Origin of the sequence: Mesorhizobium qingshengii, from assembly GCF_027563465.1 — a bacterium.
Lineage (GTDB): Bacteria > Pseudomonadota > Alphaproteobacteria > Rhizobiales > Rhizobiaceae > Mesorhizobium > Mesorhizobium qingshengii_A.
The window spans coordinates 45,635-68,149 of sequence record NZ_JAPFQA010000015.1; the positions used below are offsets into that span (position 1 = coordinate 45,635).

The 22,515-nt window shown below is 63.9% G+C and carries 22 protein-coding genes; 13 read left to right on the forward strand and 9 right to left on the reverse strand.

The annotated features are described in order from the left end of the window. Positions 1 to 25: 25 nt before the first annotated feature. The 6 genes from OOJ09_RS25170 to OOJ09_RS25195 all read left to right on the forward strand — a co-directional run bounded on the left by OOJ09_RS25170 (position 26) and on the right by OOJ09_RS25195 (position 4,532). Complete coding sequence (locus OOJ09_RS25170; protein WP_269907782.1) at positions 26 to 217, forward strand: twin transmembrane helix small protein; 192 nt, start codon at positions 26 to 28, stop codon at positions 215 to 217. Positions 218 to 242: 25 nt separating this feature from the next. Continuing rightward, a complete protein-coding gene (locus OOJ09_RS25175) occupies positions 243 to 824 on the forward strand; it encodes a cob(I)yrinic acid a,c-diamide adenosyltransferase (protein WP_269907783.1) in 582 nt (193 codons plus the stop codon). A gap of 33 nt (positions 825 to 857) precedes the next feature. Continuing rightward, positions 858 to 1,655, forward strand: a complete 798-nt coding sequence (locus OOJ09_RS25180) for a rhomboid family intramembrane serine protease (RefSeq protein ID WP_269907784.1) — start codon at positions 858 to 860, stop codon at positions 1,653 to 1,655. Positions 1,656 to 1,837: 182 nt separating this feature from the next. Further along, positions 1,838 to 2,587 (forward strand): electron transfer flavoprotein subunit beta/FixA family protein, encoded by a 750-nt coding sequence (locus tag OOJ09_RS25185; RefSeq protein WP_269907785.1) that lies wholly within the window; start codon positions 1,838 to 1,840, stop codon positions 2,585 to 2,587. Between the two features lie 19 nt (positions 2,588 to 2,606). Then, the gene (locus tag OOJ09_RS25190) at positions 2,607 to 3,536 is read left to right on the forward strand and encodes an electron transfer flavoprotein subunit alpha/FixB family protein (protein ID WP_269907786.1); all 930 of its coding nucleotides are present in this window, start codon (positions 2,607 to 2,609) and stop codon (positions 3,534 to 3,536) included. A gap of 117 nt (positions 3,537 to 3,653) precedes the next feature. Further along, positions 3,654 to 4,532 carry a 3-hydroxybutyryl-CoA dehydrogenase gene (locus OOJ09_RS25195; protein WP_091585341.1) on the forward strand — a complete coding sequence of 293 codons (879 nt, stop codon included), beginning with the start codon at positions 3,654 to 3,656 and terminating at the stop codon, positions 4,530 to 4,532. A 40-nt stretch (positions 4,533 to 4,572) separates the two neighbouring features. On the opposite strand, the gene OOJ09_RS25200 is transcribed toward OOJ09_RS25195, so the two are convergent. The 3 genes from OOJ09_RS25200 to OOJ09_RS25210 all read right to left on the reverse strand — a co-directional run bounded on the left by OOJ09_RS25200 (position 4,573) and on the right by OOJ09_RS25210 (position 7,906). Continuing rightward, entirely contained in the window at positions 4,573 to 6,495 is a 1,923-nt protein-coding gene (locus OOJ09_RS25200) for a PAS domain S-box protein (RefSeq protein WP_269907787.1), read from the reverse strand. Positions 6,496 to 6,714: 219 nt separating this feature from the next. Then, positions 6,715 to 7,353, reverse strand: a complete 639-nt coding sequence (locus OOJ09_RS25205; protein ID WP_269907788.1) for an NrsF family protein — start codon at positions 7,351 to 7,353, stop codon at positions 6,715 to 6,717. 1 nt (position 7,354) lies between these two features. Beyond that, on the reverse strand, positions 7,355 to 7,906 hold the full coding sequence (locus OOJ09_RS25210; RefSeq protein ID WP_269907857.1) for a sigma-70 family RNA polymerase sigma factor: 552 nt from the start codon (positions 7,904 to 7,906) through the stop codon (positions 7,355 to 7,357). Positions 7,907 to 8,231: 325 nt separating this feature from the next. Here OOJ09_RS25210 and OOJ09_RS25215 point away from each other — a divergent pair, with 325 nt between their 5' ends. The 3 genes from OOJ09_RS25215 to OOJ09_RS25225 all read left to right on the forward strand — a co-directional run bounded on the left by OOJ09_RS25215 (position 8,232) and on the right by OOJ09_RS25225 (position 12,073). Then, on the forward strand, positions 8,232 to 9,239 hold the full coding sequence (locus OOJ09_RS25215) for an iron ABC transporter substrate-binding protein (protein WP_269907789.1): 1,008 nt from the start codon (positions 8,232 to 8,234) through the stop codon (positions 9,237 to 9,239). 174 nt (positions 9,240 to 9,413) lie between these two features. Beyond that, complete coding sequence (locus OOJ09_RS25220) at positions 9,414 to 10,994, forward strand: ABC transporter permease (protein WP_269907858.1); 1,581 nt, start codon at positions 9,414 to 9,416, stop codon at positions 10,992 to 10,994. Continuing rightward, a complete protein-coding gene (locus OOJ09_RS25225) occupies positions 10,991 to 12,073 on the forward strand; it encodes an ABC transporter ATP-binding protein (RefSeq protein ID WP_269907790.1) in 1,083 nt (360 codons plus the stop codon). Before OOJ09_RS25220 ends, OOJ09_RS25225 begins: the two co-directional genes overlap by 4 nt. Before the next feature lie 53 nt (positions 12,074 to 12,126). Here the strand turns inward: OOJ09_RS25225 and OOJ09_RS25230 are convergent, their stop codons facing one another. The 5 genes from OOJ09_RS25230 to OOJ09_RS25250 all read right to left on the reverse strand — a co-directional run bounded on the left by OOJ09_RS25230 (position 12,127) and on the right by OOJ09_RS25250 (position 17,432). Next, on the reverse strand, positions 12,127 to 12,936 hold the full coding sequence (locus tag OOJ09_RS25230) for a phosphodiesterase (protein ID WP_269907791.1): 810 nt from the start codon (positions 12,934 to 12,936) through the stop codon (positions 12,127 to 12,129). A 62-nt stretch (positions 12,937 to 12,998) separates the two neighbouring features. Then, on the reverse strand, positions 12,999 to 14,099 hold the full coding sequence (locus tag OOJ09_RS25235; protein WP_269907792.1) for a sn-glycerol-3-phosphate import ATP-binding protein UgpC: 1,101 nt from the start codon (positions 14,097 to 14,099) through the stop codon (positions 12,999 to 13,001). Positions 14,100 to 14,113: 14 nt separating this feature from the next. Continuing rightward, complete coding sequence (locus OOJ09_RS25240; protein ID WP_269907793.1) at positions 14,114 to 15,028, reverse strand: ABC transporter permease subunit; 915 nt, start codon at positions 15,026 to 15,028, stop codon at positions 14,114 to 14,116. 7 nt (positions 15,029 to 15,035) lie between these two features. Continuing rightward, positions 15,036 to 15,920 carry a carbohydrate ABC transporter permease gene (locus OOJ09_RS25245; RefSeq protein WP_269907794.1) on the reverse strand — a complete coding sequence of 295 codons (885 nt, stop codon included), beginning with the start codon at positions 15,918 to 15,920 and terminating at the stop codon, positions 15,036 to 15,038. A 159-nt stretch (positions 15,921 to 16,079) separates the two neighbouring features. After that, on the reverse strand, positions 16,080 to 17,432 hold the full coding sequence (locus OOJ09_RS25250) for an extracellular solute-binding protein (protein ID WP_269907795.1): 1,353 nt from the start codon (positions 17,430 to 17,432) through the stop codon (positions 16,080 to 16,082). A gap of 238 nt (positions 17,433 to 17,670) precedes the next feature. Here OOJ09_RS25250 and OOJ09_RS25255 point away from each other — a divergent pair, with 238 nt between their 5' ends. Next, complete coding sequence (locus OOJ09_RS25255; RefSeq protein WP_269907796.1) at positions 17,671 to 18,711, forward strand: endonuclease/exonuclease/phosphatase family protein; 1,041 nt, start codon at positions 17,671 to 17,673, stop codon at positions 18,709 to 18,711. Positions 18,712 to 18,747: 36 nt separating this feature from the next. Here OOJ09_RS25255 and tlpA read toward each other — a convergent pair whose 3' ends face one another. Then, the gene (gene tlpA, locus OOJ09_RS25260; protein ID WP_269907797.1) at positions 18,748 to 19,428 is read right to left on the reverse strand and encodes a thiol:disulfide interchange protein TlpA; all 681 of its coding nucleotides are present in this window, start codon (positions 19,426 to 19,428) and stop codon (positions 18,748 to 18,750) included. A 35-nt stretch (positions 19,429 to 19,463) separates the two neighbouring features. On the opposite strand from tlpA, the gene argH reads away from it, so the two are divergent. The 3 genes from argH (at position 19,464) to lysA (ending at position 22,501) form a co-directional block, all read left to right on the forward strand. Beyond that, on the forward strand, positions 19,464 to 20,864 hold the full coding sequence (gene argH / locus OOJ09_RS25265; RefSeq protein ID WP_269907798.1) for an argininosuccinate lyase: 1,401 nt from the start codon (positions 19,464 to 19,466) through the stop codon (positions 20,862 to 20,864). Between the two features lie 93 nt (positions 20,865 to 20,957). Then, positions 20,958 to 21,164: a lipoprotein gene (locus OOJ09_RS25270; RefSeq protein WP_269907799.1), complete on the forward strand. Its 207-nt coding sequence runs from the start codon at positions 20,958 to 20,960 to the stop codon at positions 21,162 to 21,164. A 68-nt stretch (positions 21,165 to 21,232) separates the two neighbouring features. After that, positions 21,233 to 22,501, forward strand: a complete 1,269-nt coding sequence (lysA, locus tag OOJ09_RS25275) for a diaminopimelate decarboxylase (protein ID WP_269907800.1) — start codon at positions 21,233 to 21,235, stop codon at positions 22,499 to 22,501. Positions 22,502 to 22,515: the final 14 nt, after the last annotated feature.

Here is a 22,515-nt window from a genome sequence, read left to right on the forward strand (position 1 = left end):
GCGCAAGGGAACTGGGAACGCAACAATGGCCACCACCTTCAATATCCTCGCCATTCTGGTCATGGTCGCCGTGGTGATCGTGCTCGTTCGCGGTCTCATCAACATGATGCGTGGCGGTTCCGGCGTCACCTCGAACAAGCTGATGCAGGCGCGCGTTCTCCTGCAGGCCGTGGCGCTGGCGCTGATTCTGCTGGCGGTGTATTTCACCCGCAAGTGAGGATATCGGCCGTTCGGGAGGCGACGTGGTCAAGCTCAACAAGATTTACACCCGCACCGGCGACGATGGCACCACGGGTCTCGGAACCGGCGAACGTCGGCTGAAATCCGATCTGCGGGTGGACGCCTATGGCACGGTCGACGAGGCCAATGCCTGCATCGGCATGGCCCGCGTCCACACCGCGCAGACCTATCAGGCGATCGACGCCATGCTTTCCCGTATCCAGAACGATCTCTTCGATCTCGGCGCCGATCTCGCCGTGCCCGACGATGGCAAGCCGCTCGGCTATGAACCGCTGCGCATCATCGCCGCGCAGACCGGCCGGATCGAAAAGGACATCGACCTGCTCAACAAGGACCTTCAGCCACTCAGATCCTTCGTGCTGAACGGCGGCACGCCGGCGGCCGCCGCCCTGCATCTGGCCCGCACCGTGGCGCGGCGGGCCGAACGGCTGATGGTGGCCCTGGCTCAGGACCCGCGCGAGCACGTCAACCGCGACGCGCTGAGATACATCAACCGTGTCTCGGATTTCCTGTTTGTCGCCGCCCGGGCGGTCAATGACAACGGAAATGCCGACGTGCTATGGGTTCCCGGCAAGAACCGCTGAGCTGTCCGAAAAGCGGGAGGGAGCCGGGGATCGATGTTCATCCCGCTTTACGACACCAACAGGCTGCGGCATATCCGGCTGCAATATGTGACGATCGGCCTGATCGTGGTCAACGCCGTGGTCTATCTCATCACGTCGCTCGGCGGCGAGAACTTCACCAATGCCGCGGTGCTCGGCCTCGGCTTCATCCCTTCGGTCGTTCATGACACCGCCGAGCTCGACCCTCGCTTTGTCATCATCCCCGAAAGCCTGAGCTATCTCACCTATTCCTTCCTGCATGCCGACATTTTCCACCTGGGCGGCAACATGCTGTTCCTGTGGGTGTTCGGCGACAATGTCGAGGACGCGCTCGGCCATGTCCGCTACCTCATCTTCTACCTCTTGTGCGCCATCGCCGGAGCAGCCTTCCAGGGGCTCGTCGGATGGGACTCGCAGGTGCCGCTGATCGGTGCGTCGGGTGCCATTGCCGGCGTGGTCGTCGCCTATCTGATCCTTTATCCGCGCGTGAAGGTGTGGGTGTTGGCCTTTGCCCGCATCCCGCTGCGCATTCCAGCCTTCATCCCGCTCGTCCTGTGGGTGCTTTTCCAGGTGGTGATGTTCGTCGCCGGCGGCGAGGACCAGATTTCCTGGGCCTGCCATATCGGCGGCATCATCGCCGGAGCCATACTGGTGCTTGTGCTGCGCAGCCGCGGCGTGCCGCTGTTTGCGCCCGCTGACGAGGATGTCGCCGTTACCCGTCCCGAACAGCCTCCGGTTTCCGCCCCGGTGACGCCCGAGCCGCCCGCCACGACGCCGCGCTGGGGGCGAGGAAACACTTCCGGTCCCGACTGAACCGATTTGAGCGGCTTGCAGCGTATTGACGTGCAGGGTTGCCGCAACTACGGAAACGTCTCCGTCCGAGCCCAAGGCGGTCAAAGACCAGAATTTCCATCCGGAATGTCGGCTTTCGACAACTCAGACAGGGCGCAGGCTGTTATAGCGCGCCCAAATATCTCTAGAGAGGTGACAGGCAAATGAAGATCCTTGTGCCCGTGAAGCGGGTTGTGGATGCGAATGTGAAGGTTCGCGTGAAGGCTGACGGTTCGGCGGTGGAACTCGCCAACGTCAAGATGGCGATGAACCCGTTCGACGAGATCGCGGTCGAAGAAGCGATCCGGCTGAAGGAAGCCGGCAAGGCTGAAGAGATCATCGTCGTTTCGATTGGTCCGCAGCAGGCGCAGGAGACCCTGCGTACCGCGCTCGCCATGGGCGCGGACCGCGCCATCCTGGTCAAGACCGACGAGCAGACCGAGCCGCTCGGCGTCGCCAAGGTGCTGAAAGGCGTCGTCGACGCTGAACAGCCCGGCCTCGTCATCCTCGGCAAGCAGGCGATCGACGATGATTCCAACCAGACCGGCCAGATGCTGGCCGCGCTGCTCGGCTGGGCGCAGGGCACCTTCGCCTCCAAGATCGTGCTCGAAGGCGACAAGGCCAAGGTGACGCGCGAAGTCGACGGCGGCCTGCAGACGGTGGAACTGAGGATGCCGGCGATCGTCACCGCCGACCTTCGCCTCAACCAGCCGCGCTATGCCTCGCTGCCCAACATCATGAAGGCCAAGAAGAAGCAGCTCGACGAAAAGACCCCGGCCGACTACGGCGCCGACGTCAAGCCGCGGCTGAAGGTCATCAAGACCGAGGAGCCGGGTGGCCGCAAGGCGGGCGTCAAGGTCAAGAGCGTCGCCGAACTGGTCGACAAGCTCAAGAACGAAGCCGGCGTGCTCTGAGATCGGAAGGAACAGACAAATGACAATTCTCCTCATCGCGGAACACGACAACGCCACCCTGTCCGATCAGACTGCAAAGGCGCTTTCAGCGGCCCTGCAGATCGGCTCGGACGTGCATGTGCTGGTTGCCGGCAAGGGCGCCAAGCCGGCAGCGGACGCTGCCGCCAAGCTCAAGGGCGTAAGCAAGGTGCTGCTCGCGGACGCCGACGAACTCACCGAGCGTCTGGCCGAACCGATGGCCGCGCTCGTGGTGTCGTTGGCCGGCGCCTACGACACCATCATCGCGCCGGCGACCTCGTCGGGCAAGAATGTCGCGCCACGCGTGGCCGCGCTCCTCGACGTCGCGCAGGTATCCGAGATCATCGAAGTCGTGTCTCCCGACACGTTCAAGCGGCCGATCTATGCCGGCAATGCCATCCAGACGGTGCAGTCGACCGACGCCAAGAAGGTCATCACCGTCCGCACGGCCTCCTTCCAGGCGGCCCCCGAGGGTGGCTCGGCGGCGGTCGAGACGATCAAGGCGGCGGCCAATCCCGGCCTGTCGACCTTCGTCGAGAACAAGCTGTCTGACACCGACCGTCCGGAACTGACCTCGGCCAAGATCATCATCTCCGGCGGCCGCGCGCTCGGCTCCTCGGAGAAGTTCCAGGAGGTCATCCTGCCGGTCGCCGACAAGCTCGGTGCCGCCGTTGGCGCATCGCGCGCCGCGGTCGATGCCGGCTACGCGCCGAACGACTGGCAGGTCGGCCAGACCGGCAAGGTCGTCGCCCCCGATCTCTACATCGCGGTCGGCATCTCGGGCGCCATCCAGCACCTTGCCGGCATGAAGGATTCCAAGGTCATCGTCGCCATCAACAAGGACGAGGAGGCACCGATCTTCCAGGTTGCCGACTACGGCCTTGTCGGCGACCTCTTCGTCATCCTGCCGGAACTGCAAAAGGCGCTTTGACGCTTTCTGCCAAAGCGTATTAAATTGTGAGGGGTGGGGTAGACGAAGTCGCCCCGCCCTTTTAGTTTGCACCGCACAAAAAGCAGGCTGCAAAGGCCTTTTGACGGGATCGGTGTAATGAGCAAGATCGAGACGATCGGCATCATCGGCGCAGGCCAGATGGGCGGCGGCATCGCCCATGTCTCCGCGCTTTCGGGCTACAAGGTGCTGATCTACGATATATCGCCCGACCGCATCGAGAAGGGCATCGCCACCATCAGCGGCAACATGGCCCGTCAGGTGGGGTCCGGCAAACTCGACGAGAAGGTGCGCAACGACGCGATGGCGCGCATTTCGGCGGCACCGGCCATGGCCGATCTTGCCGGCGCCGATCTCGTGATCGAGGCGGCGACCGAAGACGAGACGGTCAAGCGCAAGATTTACGCGCAGCTCTGTCCCTTGCTCAATCCCGAAGCCATCCTGGCGACGAACACCTCGTCGATCTCGATCACGCGGCTCGCCGCGCAGACCGACCGACCGGAGCGTTTCATCGGCATCCATTTCATGAATCCGGTGCCGCTGATGAAGCTGGTGGAACTGGTGCGCGGCATTGCCACCGAGGACCAGACCTTCGAGGCGGCAAAGACCTATGTGAAGCAGCTCGACAAGACGATCACGGTTTCGGAGGATTTTCCGGCCTTCATCGTCAACCGCATCCTGCTGCCGATGATCAACGAGGCGATCTACACGCTCTACGAGGGCGTCGGCTCCGTCGATGCCATCGACACTGCCATGCGGCTCGGCGCCAACCATCCGATGGGGCCACTGCAGCTTGCCGATTTCATCGGCCTCGACACCTGCCTGTCGATCATGCAGGTGCTGCATGACGGCCTGTCGGATTCGAAATACCGCCCCTGCCCGCTGCTGGTCAAATATGTCGAGGCCGGCTGGCTCGGCCGCAAGACCGGGCGTGGTTTCTACGACTATCGCGGCGAACATCCCGTTCCGACACGCTAGTCAGGTCCGCGTCGGCGAACAGGCAGCCGATTGACCCTGATCAGGACGCGGCAGCCAGCGGCTCGGACGGTTCTGTCTTGTTGTCGACCCCGTCCGGCGCCACGGAAACACAGCCACGGCCGGCCGCCTTGGCCGCATAGCAGGCGGCGTCGGCGCTCGCTATGATCTCGTCGACCTCGCCACAATTGGCGCCGATCGCAGCCAATCCGATGCTGGCGCCGATCAGGTGGGGATGGCCATCCCAGGTGAAATCCAGACCGGCTATCGCATCGATGATGGATCGCGCCACAATCTTGGCGCGGGCAGCCGAACCCGATTTCAGGATGACCGCGAATTCATCGCCGCCCAGACGCGCGACGATGTCTTCGGGGCCAAGGACGCCACGGATAGCCTCGGCAACCCGCTTGAGCAAGGCATCCCCCGCCACGTGGCCGCCGGTGTCGTTGACCAGTTTGAAGTGATCGAGGTCGATGAACATGAACTGATGTGCGCTGCCTCCGGCCGGCACTGTCGTGCCGTCCTTGCGCACCTGATCGACCAGTTCCTCCATCGTGCGGATGAAGCTCGAGCGATTGGCAAGGCCGGTCAACGCGTCATGCGCGGCGGCATAGGCAAGCTGTCGCTGCAGCGCGCGCGCATCGGTGAAATCCTGGAAGACAATGACCAGTCCGCAGAACTCGTTCCGCTCGTTCATGATCGGCGACACGACCTGACGGATGCTGCATCGCGTGTCGTCGCGCCGGATGAGGACGGCGCGGCTGTTCTGGTCGGAAGAGGCCTGGCTGCCGATCGCCGGCCGGGTTACGCCGATCCTGTGACCCGTCTCCTCGTCCACCGCCCAGTAGACGTGGCCGAGCATCTTGCCGAGGGCCTCGCTGCCGGAAACTCCGGTCAGCTTTTCGGCGACCGGATTCATGAAGGTGACGCGGTTCGCGGCGTCGGTACAGATAACGGCATCACCGATCGACTGGAGCGTAACTCTCAGTCGCTCCTTCTCGTCGGCGAGCATTGTCGCCGACACAGCAAGGCGCTCTTCAGCCTCCTTGCGCCGGGTGATGTCGGTCAGGCTGCCAATGGCCCTGATCAGCTTCCCCTCGGCGTCACGCTCGATGACCTTGCCACGGTCGAGGATCCACATCCAGCGCCCGTCCTTGTGGCGCATCCTGAATTCGGCTTCGAAGAATGGCGTCTTGCCGTCGAGATGGGCATGATCGGCCTCGGCGACGATCTCGCGATCGTCGGGATGGACCATCGTCAGCCAATGGGCGGGATCGCCATCGAGCTCGCCATCCGCATAACCGAGCATCCTGACCCAGGTCGAGGAATAGGTCGTGCCGCCCATGCGCATGTCGAGGTCCCACACGCCTTGGCCGGCGCCGGCGAGAGCGAAATTCCAGCGCGTTTCCGCTTCGGCGATGCGCGCCTCGGCCTGCTTGCGTGCGTCGATGTTCTCGATCTGCGAGACGAGATAGAGCGGACGGCCGCTTTTCTCGTCGCGAATGACGGAGCCGGCTAGATGGGCCCAGACGGGCGTGCCGTCCTTCCGCAGGTAACGCTTCTCGAATTGGAAGGCGTCGACGGTGCCCGCCTTCAGACCGTCCATCGTTTCCCGCCCGATCTGCAGATCGTCGGGATGCGTGATCTGGAAAAAGGTCAGCGCCTCGATCTCCTCGCGGCTGTAGCCAAGCATGGCGGCGAAGGCCGGATTGGCCTCGAGAATGCGCCCGTCGAGGCCGATAACGGCGATACCGATCGCCGAATCCTTCATGGCGCGGCGGAAGCGCTCTTCGCTCTGCGCGATCTGCCGTCGGTCCTTCGTGATCCGGTGGGCGAACAGGGCGGCGAGCAAGAGGGCGCCCGCCGCCACCGCTGCCGATATCCACAGGCAGAGTTTCAGCGCGTCAGCACCGGGATCCAGTCGCGACAACACCATCGGGGCAACCGCGGCACAGAGGCCGGCCACGAGCAGCGCCGACCCTGCGTGCCCAAAAGATCGTCGGCCGGTCAATCCTCGCCACATCGCGATACGTGCCACCCCCGTGCGCAAACGGATGTTTTCACGCTGACCCTGATGGACTGGTTTTAAGGAAAGGTTGCGTACAGCATGCCGGCGCCATCGCTAGCGGCGAACATTGCCGGCATGATTAAGGATCGGTGTGCACGGAGCGTGATCGCGGCGGCACTACCAGCGCACGAAAAACCGTCCGCCGAGCGCGCCAAGCAGTGCCAGCACCGCGATGGCGATAGTGTACCAGGTGGCGACGAAAAGCGGCGAATCGTCAAAGCAGTGCGCGGCGTAGAAGGTCGCCGCCAGTCCGCCGGCGAGCAGGCCAGCGACTGCCCCGGCAAGCACCGGCCGTGTCGGCGCGCCGTAGCGCAGCATCCACAGGAAGATGGCAAGCGGGCCAATGCCGATTAGCGGAATGAAGACCATGCAGATCATCATGTTGGAGCCGACAAGGCGCGTTCCCCAGTCGGCTTCCGGCACAGCGAAAAGCTCCAGAACCACCGCCGCCGCGACCAGCAGCGGAGCGGCCATCATCCAGGCCATCGCCCGGCCGGTGGCCGCGCCGGGCGTCGACAAGGCACGGATCAGCGCGAAGGCGCTGACGGCAAGCACGATGGTGAAAACGAACTTCGAGAGGAAGCGCATCGTGTGCATCGCCGCCATGAAGTCCGGGCGCGGGCCGATCGTCAGCAGGAAAACGACTGCCGCGACGACGGCGGCCGCGCCGGCAGCCAGCCACCAGGCCGAACTCAGCGGCATCGCCTTGCTGCGGGCATCGGCGTCCAGCGCCTTGATGAGATCGTCCGTCCTCATGTCATTCCCGCCCGAACCGCCCCTGTCCAAATCGCTTGGCTATCGCGGCAAGTCCCCGGTGCAGCGACACCCGCACCGCCGTTTCGCTGATGCCGAATTTCGCCGCCGTCTCGCCGATTGACCGCCCTTCCACCGATACGGCCGAAACCACCGAACGCTGTGCCGGCGACAGCCCGTCCAGGGCCCGGTTTATGTCGCGCTCGCTGACAGTCTCCGTTTCTGGCTCGGCGAAAGTCTCGGCGATATCGTCGACATCGATCTCGATACGTCGTCCGCGCCGCCGGAAGGCATCGATCAGCTTGAAGCGGGCGATCGCATAGATCCACGGCAACACCGGTGCATCCTGGCGCCAGGTATGCCGTTTCACATGAATGGCCAGCAAGGTTTCCTGCACGACATCCTCGGGATCGACCCCGCCCTGTACGATCTTGCGCCTGACAAAACCGCGGACCAGCGCGGCGATCCGGCGCAGAAAGTCGGCATAGGCCCTTTCGTCTCCCGCGATCGCGGCTCGCATCAGCCGGGAAAGCTCGGCCTCGTCCTTGCCGCTCACAAGAGTTACTCCCCCGATTTTCGCGCCTCGGCGCTGATTTGTTACGTGCCCGGCGAAATAATGTCCAAGGCAAACTGCGGACAAATCACGAAAGTTTGCGGGGTCTGTAGCCGCGACCGCAAACCGCTTCGCCTTCATCGTCAACAGCCTCGCGAACACGCCACGCGGCAATCCGCCGGTTGGGCATCACGCGGAATTGTCCATCTCGCATCGGCCTTTGTGCCTCAGCGACCGATTGAAGCAGATCATCAATCTTGACTATCGCTGTCAGGTATCGATAGGTGCAGCCTGCGAGATCAAGACCAACGAGACCGAGGACGACGCCATGAGATACGCTCTTTTCACTCTTGCCGGCGCGGCAGCGCTTGCAATCAGCCTGATCGCCGGCCCGGCGATGGCGGAGGACGCCGGCATCATTGTCTACAACGCCCAGCACGAAAACCTGACCAAGGCGTGGGCCGAAGGCTTCACCAAGGAAACCGGTATCAAGGTCACCGTGCGCAATGGCGGCGACAGTGATTTCTCCAACCAGATCGTCGCCGAAGGCTCATCCTCGCCGGCCGATGTGTTCCTGACGGAAAACTCGCCTGCCATGGCACTGGTCGAGAGTGCCGGCCTGTTCGCACCCGTCGACACGGACACGCTGGCGCAGGTTCCGCAGGACTATCAGCCGGCTAGCGGCAAATGGGTCGGCATCGCGGCGCGCAGCACCGTCTTCGCCTACAACAAGACCAAGCTCAACGCCGATAAGTTGCCCAAGTCGCTGCTCGATCTCGCCGACCCAAGCTGGAAAGGCCGCTGGGCCGCCTCGCCATCGGGTGCCGATTTCCAGGCCATCGTCAGCGCTCTTCTTCAGCTCAAGGGCGAGGCCGCCACGGCGGACTGGCTGAAGGCGATGAAAACGAATTTCACCCCCTACAAGGGCAACAGCACGGTGATGAAGGCGGTCAATGCCGGCGAGATCGAAGGCGGCGTGATCTACCATTATTACTACTTCGGCGATCAGGCCAAGACCGGCGAGAACAGCAAGAATGTCGGGCTGCACTACTTCAAGAACCAGGACCCGGGTGCCTTTGTCTCGATTTCCGGCGGCGGTGTGCTGGCCTCGAGCAAGCATCCGAAGGAAGCCCAGGCCTTCCTGAAATGGGTTACGGGCAAGGGTGGCCAGGAGATCCTGAAGACCGGCAATTCCTTCGAATACGCGGTCAGCAAGGGGGCTGAGTCCAATCCGAAGCTGGTGCCGCTGGCCGATCTGCAGGCGCCGAAGGTCGATGCAACGACATTGAACTCGAAGAAGGTCACCGACCTGATGACCGCAGCCGGCTTGCTTTAGTTGCCGTTCGTCCTAAAAGGACTACCGACCGCGCTCCCGCGGGGAATTCACTTTCCGCGGGAGTGCTTTGTTTTTCGAGATGGCATTCGTCCATGACGACACGCTGTGTTCCCGACCGCCATCGCGGTCCTTCAATTGCTGCCACCAGGCGGCAGCGGCGCGGCGCCTGAACTGATGCAGTCCGCGGTCGATCTCGCGCGCTCGGGCCTGGGTTCGGACACAGGCCAAAGAACGCTGCGGCGCACGGCGCCATGGATAGTGCTCGCCGCCATCTTGGTTTCGCTGCTGTCGCTGCTGCCGCTTGCCTTCATTATCTGGATCGCGGTGCAGACCGGCTGGGAAACCGTCTCGGCGCTGGTCTTTCGGCCGCGCGTCGGCGAGCTTCTGGTCAACACCGGCCTGCTGGTGTTGCTGGCCGTGCCGATCGCCATCGTGCTGTCGGTTGCGTTGGCCTGGCTGACCGAACGCAGCGACCTGCCTGGCGCCCGGCTCTGGGCCTGGCTGTGCGTGGCGCCGCTGGCCATCCCCGCTTTCGTGCACAGCTATGCGTGGATCACCATGGTGCCTCGGCTGCACGGTCTTTGGGCTGGCGTGCTTGTTTCCGTCATCGCCTATTTCCCGTTCCTCTATCTGACGGTGTCGGCTGCATTGCGCCGTCTCGATCCTGGCCTGGAGGACGCCGCCGCGGCACTCGGCCTTGGCCCCTGGCGTGTCTTCCTGCGCGTCGTGCTGCCGCAACTGCGCCTCGCCATCTGCGGCGGCTCGCTGCTGGTCGCACTGCATCTGCTGGCCGAGTACGGCCTCTATGTCTTCATCCGCTTCGATACCTTCACCACGGCGATCGTCGACCAGTTCCAGTCGACCTTCAACGGACCGGCGGCCAACATGCTGGCCGGCGTGCTGGTGAGCTGCTGCTTCGTGCTGCTCGGCATCGAAGTGCTCGTGCGCGGCGAAGAGCGCTATGCTCGCGTCGGCTCCGGCGCCGCGCGCTATCAGCAGCGCGCGCGTCTGGGTCGCGCCACCATCCCCGGCCTGTTGTTGCTCCTCGCCACCACGCTGCTGGCGCTTGGCGTGCCGTTCGTCACCATCGGCCGCTGGCTTGTCGCCGGCGGCGCGGATGTCTGGCGCTTCGACGAGATTGGCCTGGCGCTCGGCCAGACGCTGTTGCTGGCGCTTGCCGGCGCGTTGCTGGCCACCGTTGCCGCCATGCCGATGGCCTGGATCTCGATCCGCGCGCCGGGACCGCTGCAGCGCCTGCTGGAGGGTTGCAACTACATTGTCGGTTCGCTGCCCGGGGCAGTCATCGCGCTGGCGCTGGTCACCATCACCGTGCGCATCGCGCTGCCGCTCTACCAGACTCTGTTCACCATCCTGATTGCCTATGCCCTGATGTTCCTGCCGCGTGCCCTGGTCAGCCTGCGGGCGTCGATCGCCCAGGCACCGGTCGAACTCGAACGCGCGGCGTCCAGCCTTGGCCGGCCGCCGCTCAATGCGCTGTGGTCGACGACAATCCGCCTTTCGGCGCCAGGTGCCGCGGCCGGCATGGCGCTGGTGGCGCTCGGCATCATGAACGAACTGACCGCGACCCAGATGCTGGCGCCGAACGGCACCCGCACGCTGGCGATGGCGTTCTGGTCCTACAGCGGCGAGATTGATTATGCCTCGGCGGCGCCTTACGCCTTCATCATGGTGGCGATGTCGCTGCCCCTGACCTGGCTGCTCTATGTCCAGTCGAAACGGATGGCCGGACGATGAGCTTTCTCGAAATCAGCGGCCTGCACAAGCATTACGGCCCGGTGGCGGCACTTGCCGGTGTCGATCTGAGTGTCGCCAGCGGCAGCCGCACGGCGATCGTCGGCCCGTCCGGCTGCGGCAAGACGACCTTGCTGCGGCTGATCGCCGGCTTCGAGGCGCCGGACCAGGGCCGCATCGCGCTCGACGGCGAAGTGCTGGCCAATGGCGGCAGTGCCGTGCCGGCGCACCGCCGCGGCATCGGCGTGGTGGCGCAGGACGGCGCCCTGTTCCCGCATCTGACCATCGGCGATAACATCGGTTTTGGCATGGCCCGCGGCGACGACAAGCGCTCCGAGCGCATCGTCGAACTCGCCTACATCGTCGGACTGGACAAGGCGATCCTCAAACGCCGCCCGCACGAGCTCTCCGGCGGCCAGCAGCAGCGTGTGGCGCTGGCCCGCGCCATGGCCATGAAGCCTCGGCTGATGCTTCTCGACGAGCCGTTCTCGGCGCTGGACACCGGCCTGCGCGCCTCGATGCGCAAGGCGGTGGCCGAGCTCCTGGAAGCGGCCGGCATCACCACCATCCTGGTGACGCACGACCAGGCCGAGGCGCTGTCCTTCGCCAGCCAGGTGGCGGTGATGCGCGAAGGCAAGTTCTCGCAGGTCGACTCGCCGCGCGAGCTCTATCTCAGACCCAGGGACAGGATGATCGCCGAGTTCCTCGGCGACGCCATCATCCTGCCGGCGAAGATATCGGGCGGTTTCGCCAACTCGCCGCTCGGCCGCATCCCGGTTGACACCGCCGACAATCGCGACGTGGCCCGCATCATGCTGCGGCCGGAGCAGATCGCCTTGAAAAGAACGTCGCGCGAGGGCATGTCGGGCACGCCCGATATGCTGTTCGGCGAAGTGACCGAATCGGAATTCGGCGGCTCGATGTGCACGATCGCGGTCCGGCTCTTGAACAGTGCCGATCCGCCCGATGCGGCCGCGATCGGCAACACGCCGCTGGTCCTGCGCAAGCCAGGCATGGACGCCCCCGCGGTCGGCGAGATTGTCCGGCTGACCGTGTTGGGAAAGGCGCACGTGTTCGCCTGAACGCCGCGCGCTTCATAAGCGCCGCCAGCTTTATTCAAGCGCGACAGCGCGCGCTAGGCGGTGATGCGTTCACCGGTTTCGGCGGAATAGGCCGGCCACTGCTCCAGAAAATCGCAGCCATGCACCACCACGCGCCCGCCTGCGCTGTCGATGAGGATGACCGCGTAGGATGGCGGCGCCTGCTCGACGATCTCGCTCGATCTGTCGAGGGCAAGCGCGAACCGTGCATGCAGGCCGCGCTGTGCCGAGAACGGGATGCCGGCGACCGTGCCGGCGATGTCGCGATGGACGTGGCCGAAGAAGATATGGCGCACGTTTCCGTGGCGCCGCAGCCGGTCCAGCAACTGCTCGGGCTGGTCGAGTGCCAGCGGATCGAGTTGCGGCAGGCCGAGCGCGACCGGTGGATGATGCAGGAAAACATAAGCCGGCCTGCCGGCTGATTGTTCGAGCCGGGCATCGAGCCAGGCAAGCCGCGTTTCGCACAATTCGCCTTCGATGCGCCCTTCCGCCAGGCTGTCGAGAAACAGCAGCACTTCGGTGCCGGTGTCATGGACCGACTGCACAAAACCATTCTCGTCGACCGGATTTTCCGGAAACGCCTCGACAAGATTGGCCCGCCGGTCGTGGTTCCCCGGTAGCAGCCGCCAGGGCACTGACAGCGCACTCAAGGCCACCCTGAGATCGGCATAGCTTTCAGGCGCGCCGGTCTCGGTCAGGTCGCCGGTGAAGACGCAAAGCGCGGCATCGGCATGTTGCGCATTGATGTGCGCGATGCATGCCGCCAGCCTTTGATGCAGGTCCGCCCCATAGCGGCGCTCGCCGCGACGGCCGAGATGCACATCGGTGACCTGGATGATTTTCATGATGTTTCCTGGACTTGCCGAGGGCCGGCGGATTCATCACCGCGATGATGGGGGCTTCGGGATCAGAGCGCCGGTTCGGGTACGGACACCTTGAAGACATCGAGGCGGCCTCCCGTCTCCGACGAGAAGAAATGCATGTCCTCCGGCAAGATCTTCAGGCCGACGGCGCTACCGGGCTCGGGGTGGACCGCCTCCGACGTCATCACCGAAAACGGCGCGCCGTCGAGATCGACATAGATGACCCGCCCCGCGCCCAGTTCCTCGACCAGGTCGACGGTGGCCTTGAGCGCGCCGGCCGTTCCAGGTGCCACCAGCCGGACGGCTTCGGGCCGGATGCCCATCGCGACCTTCGTGCCGACCGGCAGGCCGGCGCGTGCCATGGCCAGGCGCCGGCTGCCGCCGAGCAACGACAGCCCGTCGAGTTCGACCGTGCCTTCGAGAATGTTCATCGCCGGCGCACCGACGAAGGTGGCGACGAAGCGGGTGGCCGGACGGCTGTAGATTTCGGCGGGCGTGCCGACCTGCTCGACGCGCCCGCCGTTCATGACCACCAGACGGTCGGCAAGCGTCATCGCCTCGACCTGGTCATGGGTGACGAACACCGAGGTGGCGTTCAGCCGGCGATGCAGCTTGCGGATCTCCGAGCGCATCTGGACGCGCAGCTTGGCGTCGAGATTGGACAGCGGTTCGTCGAACAGGAACACCTTCGGCTCGCGGATCATCGCGCGGCCCATGGCGACGCGTTGTCTTTGCCCGCCGGAAAGGGCCATCGGCTTGCGATCGAGGAGATGTTCAAGCTCCAGCGTGCGGGCAACCGCCTGGATGCGCTGTGTACGCTCGGCGGCGGGAACACCCGCCACCTTGAGCGAATAGCCGATGTTCTGCGCCACGCTCATATGCGGATAAAGCGCGTAGTTCTGGAACACCATGGCGCAGCCGCGCTCGCGCGGTTCCAGCTTGTTGACCACGGTGCCGTCGATCGCGATCTCGCCGCCGGAGATCTCCTCCAGTCCGGCGATCATCCGCAGCAGCGTGGACTTGCCGCAGCCGGACGGCCCCAGGATGACGACGAATTCGCCCGAGGCGATCTCCAGGTCGACGCCGTGCACGACCTGCATCTTGGCGTAGCTCTTCTTGGCGTCGCGGATGGTGATGGAGGCCATCTTCCGTCTCCTTGTTATTTCTCGGTGGCGATCAGGCCGCGCACGAACCAGCGCTGCATCGCCACCACGACGATCAGCGGCGGCAGCATGACGATCAGCGTGCCGGCCATGGCGATGTTCCATTCCGGAATGCCGCCGACATTTGGGATGAGCTGCTTGAGCTCGGTCACCGCCGTCGCATGCGACTGGTCGGTGGTGATGAGCAGCGGCCACAGATACTGGTTCCAGGCCCACAGGAACATGATCGTCCCAAGCGCCGCCATGTTGTTGCGCGACAGCGGCAGCAGGATGTCGATAAAGAAGCGCAATGCGCCGGCGCCGTCCATGCGTGCCGCTTCGGTCAGTTCGTCCGGCACGGTCAGGAAGAACTGCCGGTAGAGGAAGGTGCCGGTGGCCGTGGCGATCAACGGCAGGATAAGCCCGGAATAGGAGTTGAGCAGCCCGAGGCTGAGCGAAACCTGGACGCCCGAGACCTTTTCTATCAGCCAGCTCAGACCGGTGACGTCGAGGATGGCCTGATAGGGCGACAGCACATTGGCGACGACGGCGTAGGTCGGCACGATGCGCACCTCCAGCGGCAGCATCAGCGTGACGAAGATCAGCCAGAATATGAAGGTGCGGCCGGGATAGCGGAAATAGACGATCGAGAAGGCTGTGAGCGCCGAGATGATCACTTTGCCGGCGGCGACGCCGGTCGCCATGATGAAGCTGTTCAAAAGCTTGGGGCCGAGGTCGGCCGTCGTCCATGCCGTCTTGATGTTGATCCAGAAGTCGCTGCCCGGCAGCAGCGGCATCGGCACGTCGTTGACGTCCTTCAGATTGTGCGACGAGGCGATGGCAACGATCACGAACGGCGCAACGGCCATCAGGAAGCCGAGGAACAGGATGACGTGGGTGACGAAATTGAGGATCGGAGTGCGCTCTACCATGCCAGCCTCACCGGTAGTGAACGCGCCGCTCGATGAAGCGGAACTGGAAGATGGTCAGCACGATGATGAGCAGCATAAGGATGATGCTCTGTGCGGCGGCACCTGAATAGTCGAGGCCTTTGAAGCCGTCGGAATAGATCTTGTAGACCATCAAATTGGTGGCGTTCGCCGGTCCGCCGGAAGTCATGATGTCGACGATGCCGAAGGAATCCTGGAAGCTTTCGGTGATGTTGATGACCAGCAGGAAGAAGATCGTCGGCGTGATCAGCGGGAACTGGATGTCCCAGAACCGCCTGATGACGCCGGACCCGTCCATCGCCGCCGCCTCGATCAACGAACGCGGGATGGCCTGGAACGCGGCGAGGAAGAAGATGAAGTTGTAGCCGACATATTTCCACGAAAAGGCGGCGATGATCGACGCCATGGCGTCGGCACCGTCGAGGCCCGGATCCCAGATTCCCGGCCACATCCGGTTGACGACGGCGAGGAACCCGGCCTCGGGCGCCAGGATGAAGCGGAAGGCGAGCGCCAGCGCCGGCGCGGCGATGCCATAGGGCCAGATCAGCACCACGCGATAGAAACGCGAGCCGGTAAGCTGCCGATCCGTCAGCGCCGCGAGCACCAGCGCGATGAACATCGCAAGCCCGGTGCTGATGCCGGCAAAGACAAGGCTGGCGGTGATCGAGTTCCAGTAATCGGCGCTGGACAGGATCGAGCGGAAATTGTCGAGCCCGACCCAGATGTTGCCACCACCCCAAGGCTGCTGCAGCGTCAGCGACCAGTAGACCGCCTGACCCGCCGGCCAGTAGAAGAACGTGAAGATCAGGAGGAGCTGAGGCACCGCGAAAAGGATGCCGATTGTCCACCTGCTGAAGGTAACGCGCTTTTCCATCGGTCCGCCGATGCCGCCTGGCGGCCAGCTTGGAGCAAGGTGAGATTAATTACGAAATGGCCGCCCGTCGACCCAAGCATGACCCCGAAAAGTGGAAACCTGTTTTCGGAGAGATCATGCTCGGACAAGACTCGGCGGGCGGCCGTGTGGATCCCGCGATCAGGGCAGCATCTTGCCCGGGTAGGTCTGCTGGAAGCGGTCGAGGATGGCGTCGCCGTTCTTGACCAGCGTATCGAGGCCTTCCTGGACGCTGACCTTGTTGGCGAAGATCGCCTGCATCTGCGTGCCGAACTCGGCGCGGATCTGGGTGAAGTTGCCCAGCCGGATGCCACGGGTGATTTCGGTCGGCTCCGAGGCAGTCAGGCTGGCGATCGCGGTTTCGCGGCCCTTGTAGGGCGCCTTGTCGTAGAAACCGTTGGACTTCATGTAGTCGAAGCCCGACTTGGTCACCGGGATGTAGCCGGTGTTGGTCGACCAGAACAGCGCGGTCTTGGGATCGTGGATGAAGTTGAGGAACGCGGCCGCGCCCTTGTATTCCGCATCCGACTTGCCGGAGAGAACCCACAGCGAAGCGCCGCCGACGAGCGAATTCTTGCGCTCGGTACCGGCATAGACCGGCAGCTCTGCGACACCCCAGTTCATGCCTTCCTTCTGCGTCTTGCCGACGGTGCCGTGATCGCCGACCGAGGTCATGATCACCTGGCAGGTGCCGGAAGCGAAGGCCTGGACCATGTCCTGGCCAAGGTCCTTGGACTTGATCTTGATAAGGCCGGCGTCATACCACTTCTTCAGATCGGTGACGTACTGCACGAACTTGGTCTTGTTGACTTCGAGACGGGCGTCGAGGCCGTCATAGCCATTGTTCTTGGTCGCGATCGGCTGGTTGTGGAGGGCCGAGAACTGCTCCATCAGCTGCCAGCTTTCGTTGGCCGAGATGTTGATCGCCATCGGGCAATCGTAACCGGCGTCCTTCATCGCCTTGAGGTCGGCGCCGACATCTTCCCAGGTCTTCGGCGCCTCGGTCTTGCCGATCTTGGCGAAGGCATCCTTGTTCCAGTACATCAGCGCCGTCGAGGAATTGAACGGGAACGACAGCATCTCGCCCTTCGACGTCGCGTAGTAGCGCGCGATGCCAGGGAAATAGTCTGCGTAGTCGATCTTGTAGCCGTTTTCCTCCATCAGCTTGTCGGCCGGCTTGTAGGCGCCCGACAGCATCATGGTGGCGGTGCCGACGTCATAGACCTGGACGATGGCGGGCTGCTTGCCGGCGCGGAAGGCGGCGATGGTGTTCTGCAGCGTGGCGTCGTAGTTGCCCTGGCTGGTGCAGACGACTTCATAGTCGGACTGCGAGGCGTTGAAGTTCTTGCACAGCGTGTCGACAACGCGTGCGAGGTCGCCCGAAAGGCCGAACCAGAAGTCGAATTTTACCGGCTCTGCAAAGGCAGGCATCGCCAGCGCGGTGCTGAGCGCGCCAGCGGCAAGGGCAGCAAAGCCCCGCTTGATGATCGTCATGATTTCTTCCCTCTTGAGTGGCTGTTGACAAGGGTCTTGCGCAAGTCCTTGCCCGCTCTCTTAGAGAAGGTATGTGACAGTTCTGTTGTGGCCTTTCGGGCCTGGGGACAGCCGTCTCTCCTCCCCTTCGGCGTTGCACCGGCACGAAAACGTCATACCGGCGCTTTAGGTAGTTGGGGCGGCTGCCGATGACGTAAAGACCGGAATGGCAGAGATGATTATCCGGCTAAGGGAATGAATGAAGATGCTGGTGCAGCAGTTGACCCATGTGCCTGTCGCTGACCGGCAGGAGATGCGCGAAGGCCCGCGTGACAGCACCACGCATCTGCGGCATGCCGCCGCCATTCCAGCACTTGGCGAGATCGAGATCGGCGGCAAGGCGTCACGCAAGAACGCCGGCGACGCCTTGAAGGTGGTGACCTGGAACGTCGAGCGGCTCCGCCATGGCGATGCGATCGCGGCAACGCTTGGCGGGCTGGCGCCCGACGTCGTTCTGCTGTCCGAGGTCGACAAGGGCATGGCCCGCTCCGGCAATAGCCATCCCCTCGGCGTGCTGGCCGACCGGCTTGGCCATGCCTATGCCTATGGCGTCGAGTTCGTCGAGCTCGGCGGCGGCAACGAAGTGGAACGGTCGGCGACCGGCGCGGTCGAGAATGCCGAAGGCTTTCACGGCAATGCCGTGACCAGCGCCATCCCGCTGCTGCGCCCTTTCCTGGTACGCCTCGACGCGGCCGGCGGCTGGTTCCGGGCGGAGCGCGGCCAGCCCCGCATCGGCGGACGCATGGCGATCGGCGGCCAGGTGCATATCCGCAACCGCAGGGTGACGGTCGTCTCGGTCCATCTTGAAAACCGCACTGATCCCGCCGGCCGAGCCATCCAGACCAGCCATCTCCTGGATGCCATCGACAAATACGACCCGGACGCGCCGGTGCTGCTGGGCGGTGACTTCAACACGCTGACCGCCAGCCATGAGGAACGCCATGACGACCCGATGGCGTGGAGGACGCGGATCGCTGCCGAACCGGACCGGTTGATCGAGGTCGAACACCATGAACCACTGTTCGCGGTGCTTGCCGAGCGAGGCTATGGCTGGCAGGCCGCCAACAACCTCGATCTGCCCACCCAGCGACGGGAACCCGGCACACCTGTTGGCCGCATCGACTGGTTTTTCACGCGCGGCCTTGTCGCAAGTCATCCGGCCGTTGTCCCGGCGGTGCTGCCGGATGGCAGCCCGAGCTCGGATCATGAGGCTCTGGCGGTAACCATTCGCATTGCGTGACGCCGCAGACCGGCAGATGTCAGATGCTTGCCCGCCTCAGCCGCCCAGCGCCGTCTCGACCAGCCGTTTGGCGTCCGGTCCAGACCATTCGGCCGGGCCGTTCATATGGGCAACCAGGCAGCCTTCGCCATCGATCAGCATGGTGACCGGAAGGCCAAGCGCCAGGCCGCGCGTCTTGAGGTCGTTGAACAGCGCCATCGTCGAGTCCCTGTAGTAGCCGAGTGTCTCGACGCCGGTGTCCTTGAGGAACTTCCTTGGCTTCACATCGTCGCCGGCATCGACATTGACGGCGACCACCTGGAAGGCGTCGCTGCCCTTTTCCTTCTGCAACGCATCGAGCGCCGGCATTTCGGCGCGGCACGGCGCGCACCACGTCGCCCACAGATTGAGCAGAACCGTCTTTCCGGCATGGTCGGCGATCGTCATCGGCTTGCCGTCCGGGCCATTGAAGGCGAGGTTCTTCAGGGATTGCGGCGGATCGGCCGGCAAAAGTGCCGCGACCTCGCCTGTCGCCGCGGCCGCGATCTTCTTGGCGCGGTCGCTCTTGGCGGCGCAGGCGACATCGTCCTTGCTGTCGCCGACCGCGACTTGGTTCGCGGCATTGTTGCCAGACCGGCTCTCGCTGACATATACCGCGACCGCGCCGGCCAGCACGCCCGCCACCAAGGCGGCGAGGATCAGGCGTGGGGCCGGGAAGAATCTATTACCGTCTGCCATTTTCTCAAAACTGCTCCGAAGCACGGGTTATAGCGATGAGCGACAAGAAGACCAGCAACCAGATGTGGGGCGGACGTTTTGCCTCGGGTCCGGCCGCGATCATGGAAGCGATCAACGCGTCGATCTCGTTCGACCGCAAACTCTATGCGCAGGACATCAGAGGCTCGATCGCCCACAGCGAGATGCTGGCGCAAACGGGCATTATTTCGACGGCCGATCAAGAAAAAATCGCTCACGGGCTGAACACGATTCTGAAAGAGATCGAAGCCGGCACGTTCGAGTTCTCGACCCGGCTGGAAGACATTCACATGAACATCGAGGCTCGCCTCGCCGACCTGATCGGGCCGGCGGCCGGGCGCCTGCACACCGCCCGCTCGCGCAACGACCAGGTGGCTGTCGACTTGAGGTTGTGGGTCAAGGACGAGTGCTTTCGCGTCGCCGAGGCACTGAAAGGGCTGATCAAGGCGCTGCTGGAGCGGGCCGAGGAACATGCGGCGACCGTGATGCCTGGCTTTACCCATATGCAGGCAGCGCAGCCGGTGACCTTTGGCCATCACTGCATGGCCTATGTCGAGATGTTTTCGCGTGACCTGTCGCGCGTCCGCGACGCGATCGAACGCATGGATGAGAGCCCGCTCGGTGCCGCCGCGCTTGCCGGCACCAGCTTCCCGATCGACCGTCACGGAACCGCCAAGGCGCTCGGCTTCCGCGAGCCGATGCGCAATTCGCTGGACAGCGTTTCGGATCGCGATTTCGCGCTGGAGTTCCTCGGCATGGCCGCGATCTGCGCCACGCATTTGTCGCGGTTGGCCGAGGAGATCATCATCTGGTCGACGCCGCAGTTCGGCTTCGTCAGGCTCTCGGACAGCTTCTCCACCGGCTCCTCGATCATGCCGCAGAAGAAGAACCCCGACGCCGCCGAACTGGTGCGCGGCAAGACCGGCCGCGTCACCGGCCATCTTGTCGGCCTGCTGACGGTGATGAAGGGCATGCCGCTGACCTATGGCAAGGACATGCAGGAAGACAAGGAATCGGTGTTCGATGCCGCCGAGACGCTCGACCTCATGCTGGCTGCGATGACCGGCATGGTCTCGGACATGACGGTGAACGCAGCGGCGATGAAAAAGGCCGCCGGCTCCGGCCATGCCACCGCGACCGACCTCGCCGACTGGCTGGTGCGGACGCTCGGCCTGCCGTTCCGCGAGGCGCATCACGTCACCGGCCGGGCGGTGGCACTGGCGGAAGAGAAGAAGGTCGGGTTGGAGAAGCTTTCGCTGGAGGATCTGCAGTCGATCAATCCTGGCATCACCGCGGATATATTTTCGGTGCTGGCGGTGCAGAACTCGGTCAAGAGCCGCACCAGTTTCGGTGGCACGGCCCCGTCCGAAGTCAGGAAGCAGATCCGCGCCTGGAAAAAGCGCATCGCAAAAGCGTGATGCCGGATATCGCGATCAGCAATATCCGGGGTGCAATACGCCGAGAACTCGGCTAAAAGCGGCGGCTGGCAAAAGTTTCGGACGGATGGATCGATGACCGGAAGCAGGATTTTGGTGACGCTGACGCTGCTGATGGCAATTGCGGCCGTCTCGGCCTGCGGCCGGAGGGGAGCTCTGGACACGCCTTATGAGGCAGCCGTGCAAGCGCGCAAGGATGCCTCGAAGGCCCACCAGCCCGTGCCACCAGAGCCGGAAAAACCGGTCGAGGACAAGAAGTTCATCCTCGACCCGCTGATCTAGAAGCCGATGAGACTGGGTTTCTTTCTGAACCCGATCTCACCGTGCTCCAACTTTCCGGAACCATCCCCGTGAACCATTTCGACTACCGCGACGGCGTACTGCATGCCGAGGACGTGGCTATCCCTGATATCGCCGCACAGGTTGGCACGCCGTTCTACTGTTATTCGACGGCCACCTTGACCAGGCACTACCGGGTGTTTGCCCAAGCCCTTGCCGGGCTCGACGCGCTGGTCTGCTACGCCATGAAGGCCAATTCCAACCAGGCGGTTCTGAGAACGCTGGCCAGGCTCGGCGCCGGCGCCGACGTGGTGTCGGAAGGCGAATTGCGCCGGGCGCTGGCCGCCGGCATTCCGGCCAGCAAGATCCTGTTCTCGGGCGTCGGCAAGACCGCGCGCGAAATGGACTTTGCGCTGACGGCTGGCATCCTCTGCTTCAACGTCGAATCCGAGCCTGAACTCGAACTCTTGTCGGCGCGTGCCGCGGCACTTGGCAAGGTGGCGTCGATCTCGCTGCGCATCAATCCCGACGTCGACGCCAGGACCCACAAGAAGATCTCCACCGGCAAGGCCGAGAACAAGTTCGGCATCCCGCGGCAGAGGGCGCGGCAGGTCTATGCCCGCGCGGCTAAGCTTCCGGGCATCAGGGTCACCGGAATAGACACCCATATCGGCAGCCAGATCACCGAGCTGCAGCCCTTCGACGACGCCTTCGCGCTGCTTGTCGACCTGGTCGGCGCGCTGCGCGCCGATGGCCACGCCATCGAGCATGTCGATCTCGGCGGCGGCCTCGGCATTCCCTATCGCGTCGACAACAACCCGCCTCCACTCCCCGACGCTTATGCCCAGATCGTCAGGAAGCATGTCACCAAGCTCGGGCTCAAGGTGATGTTCGAGCCAGGCCGGCTGATCGTCGGCAATGCCGGCATCCTCGTCTCGGAAGTGATCTTCGTGAAGGAAGGCGACGCGAAGAACTTCCTCGTCGTCGACGCTGCCATGAACGACCTCATCCGGCCGACGCTCTACGACGCCTTCCACGACATCCGCCCGGTGGTGCAACCGCCGGCCGACACACCGCGCATGATGGTCGATGTGGTGGGCCCGGTCTGCGAAACCGGGGACTATCTCGGCCTCGACCGCGATCTGCCGAGGCTGAAGGCTGGCGACCTGATTGCCGTTTCCACCGCCGGCGCCTATGGCGCGGTGCAGGCCGGCACCTACAACACCCGCCTGCTGGTGCCCGAGGTGCTGGTCGACGGCGACCGCTTCCACGTCGTGCGTCCGCGCCTGACCTATGACGATCTGATCGGGCTGGATTCCGTGCCCGACTGGCTTGCATAGAGGGCGCCCTACGC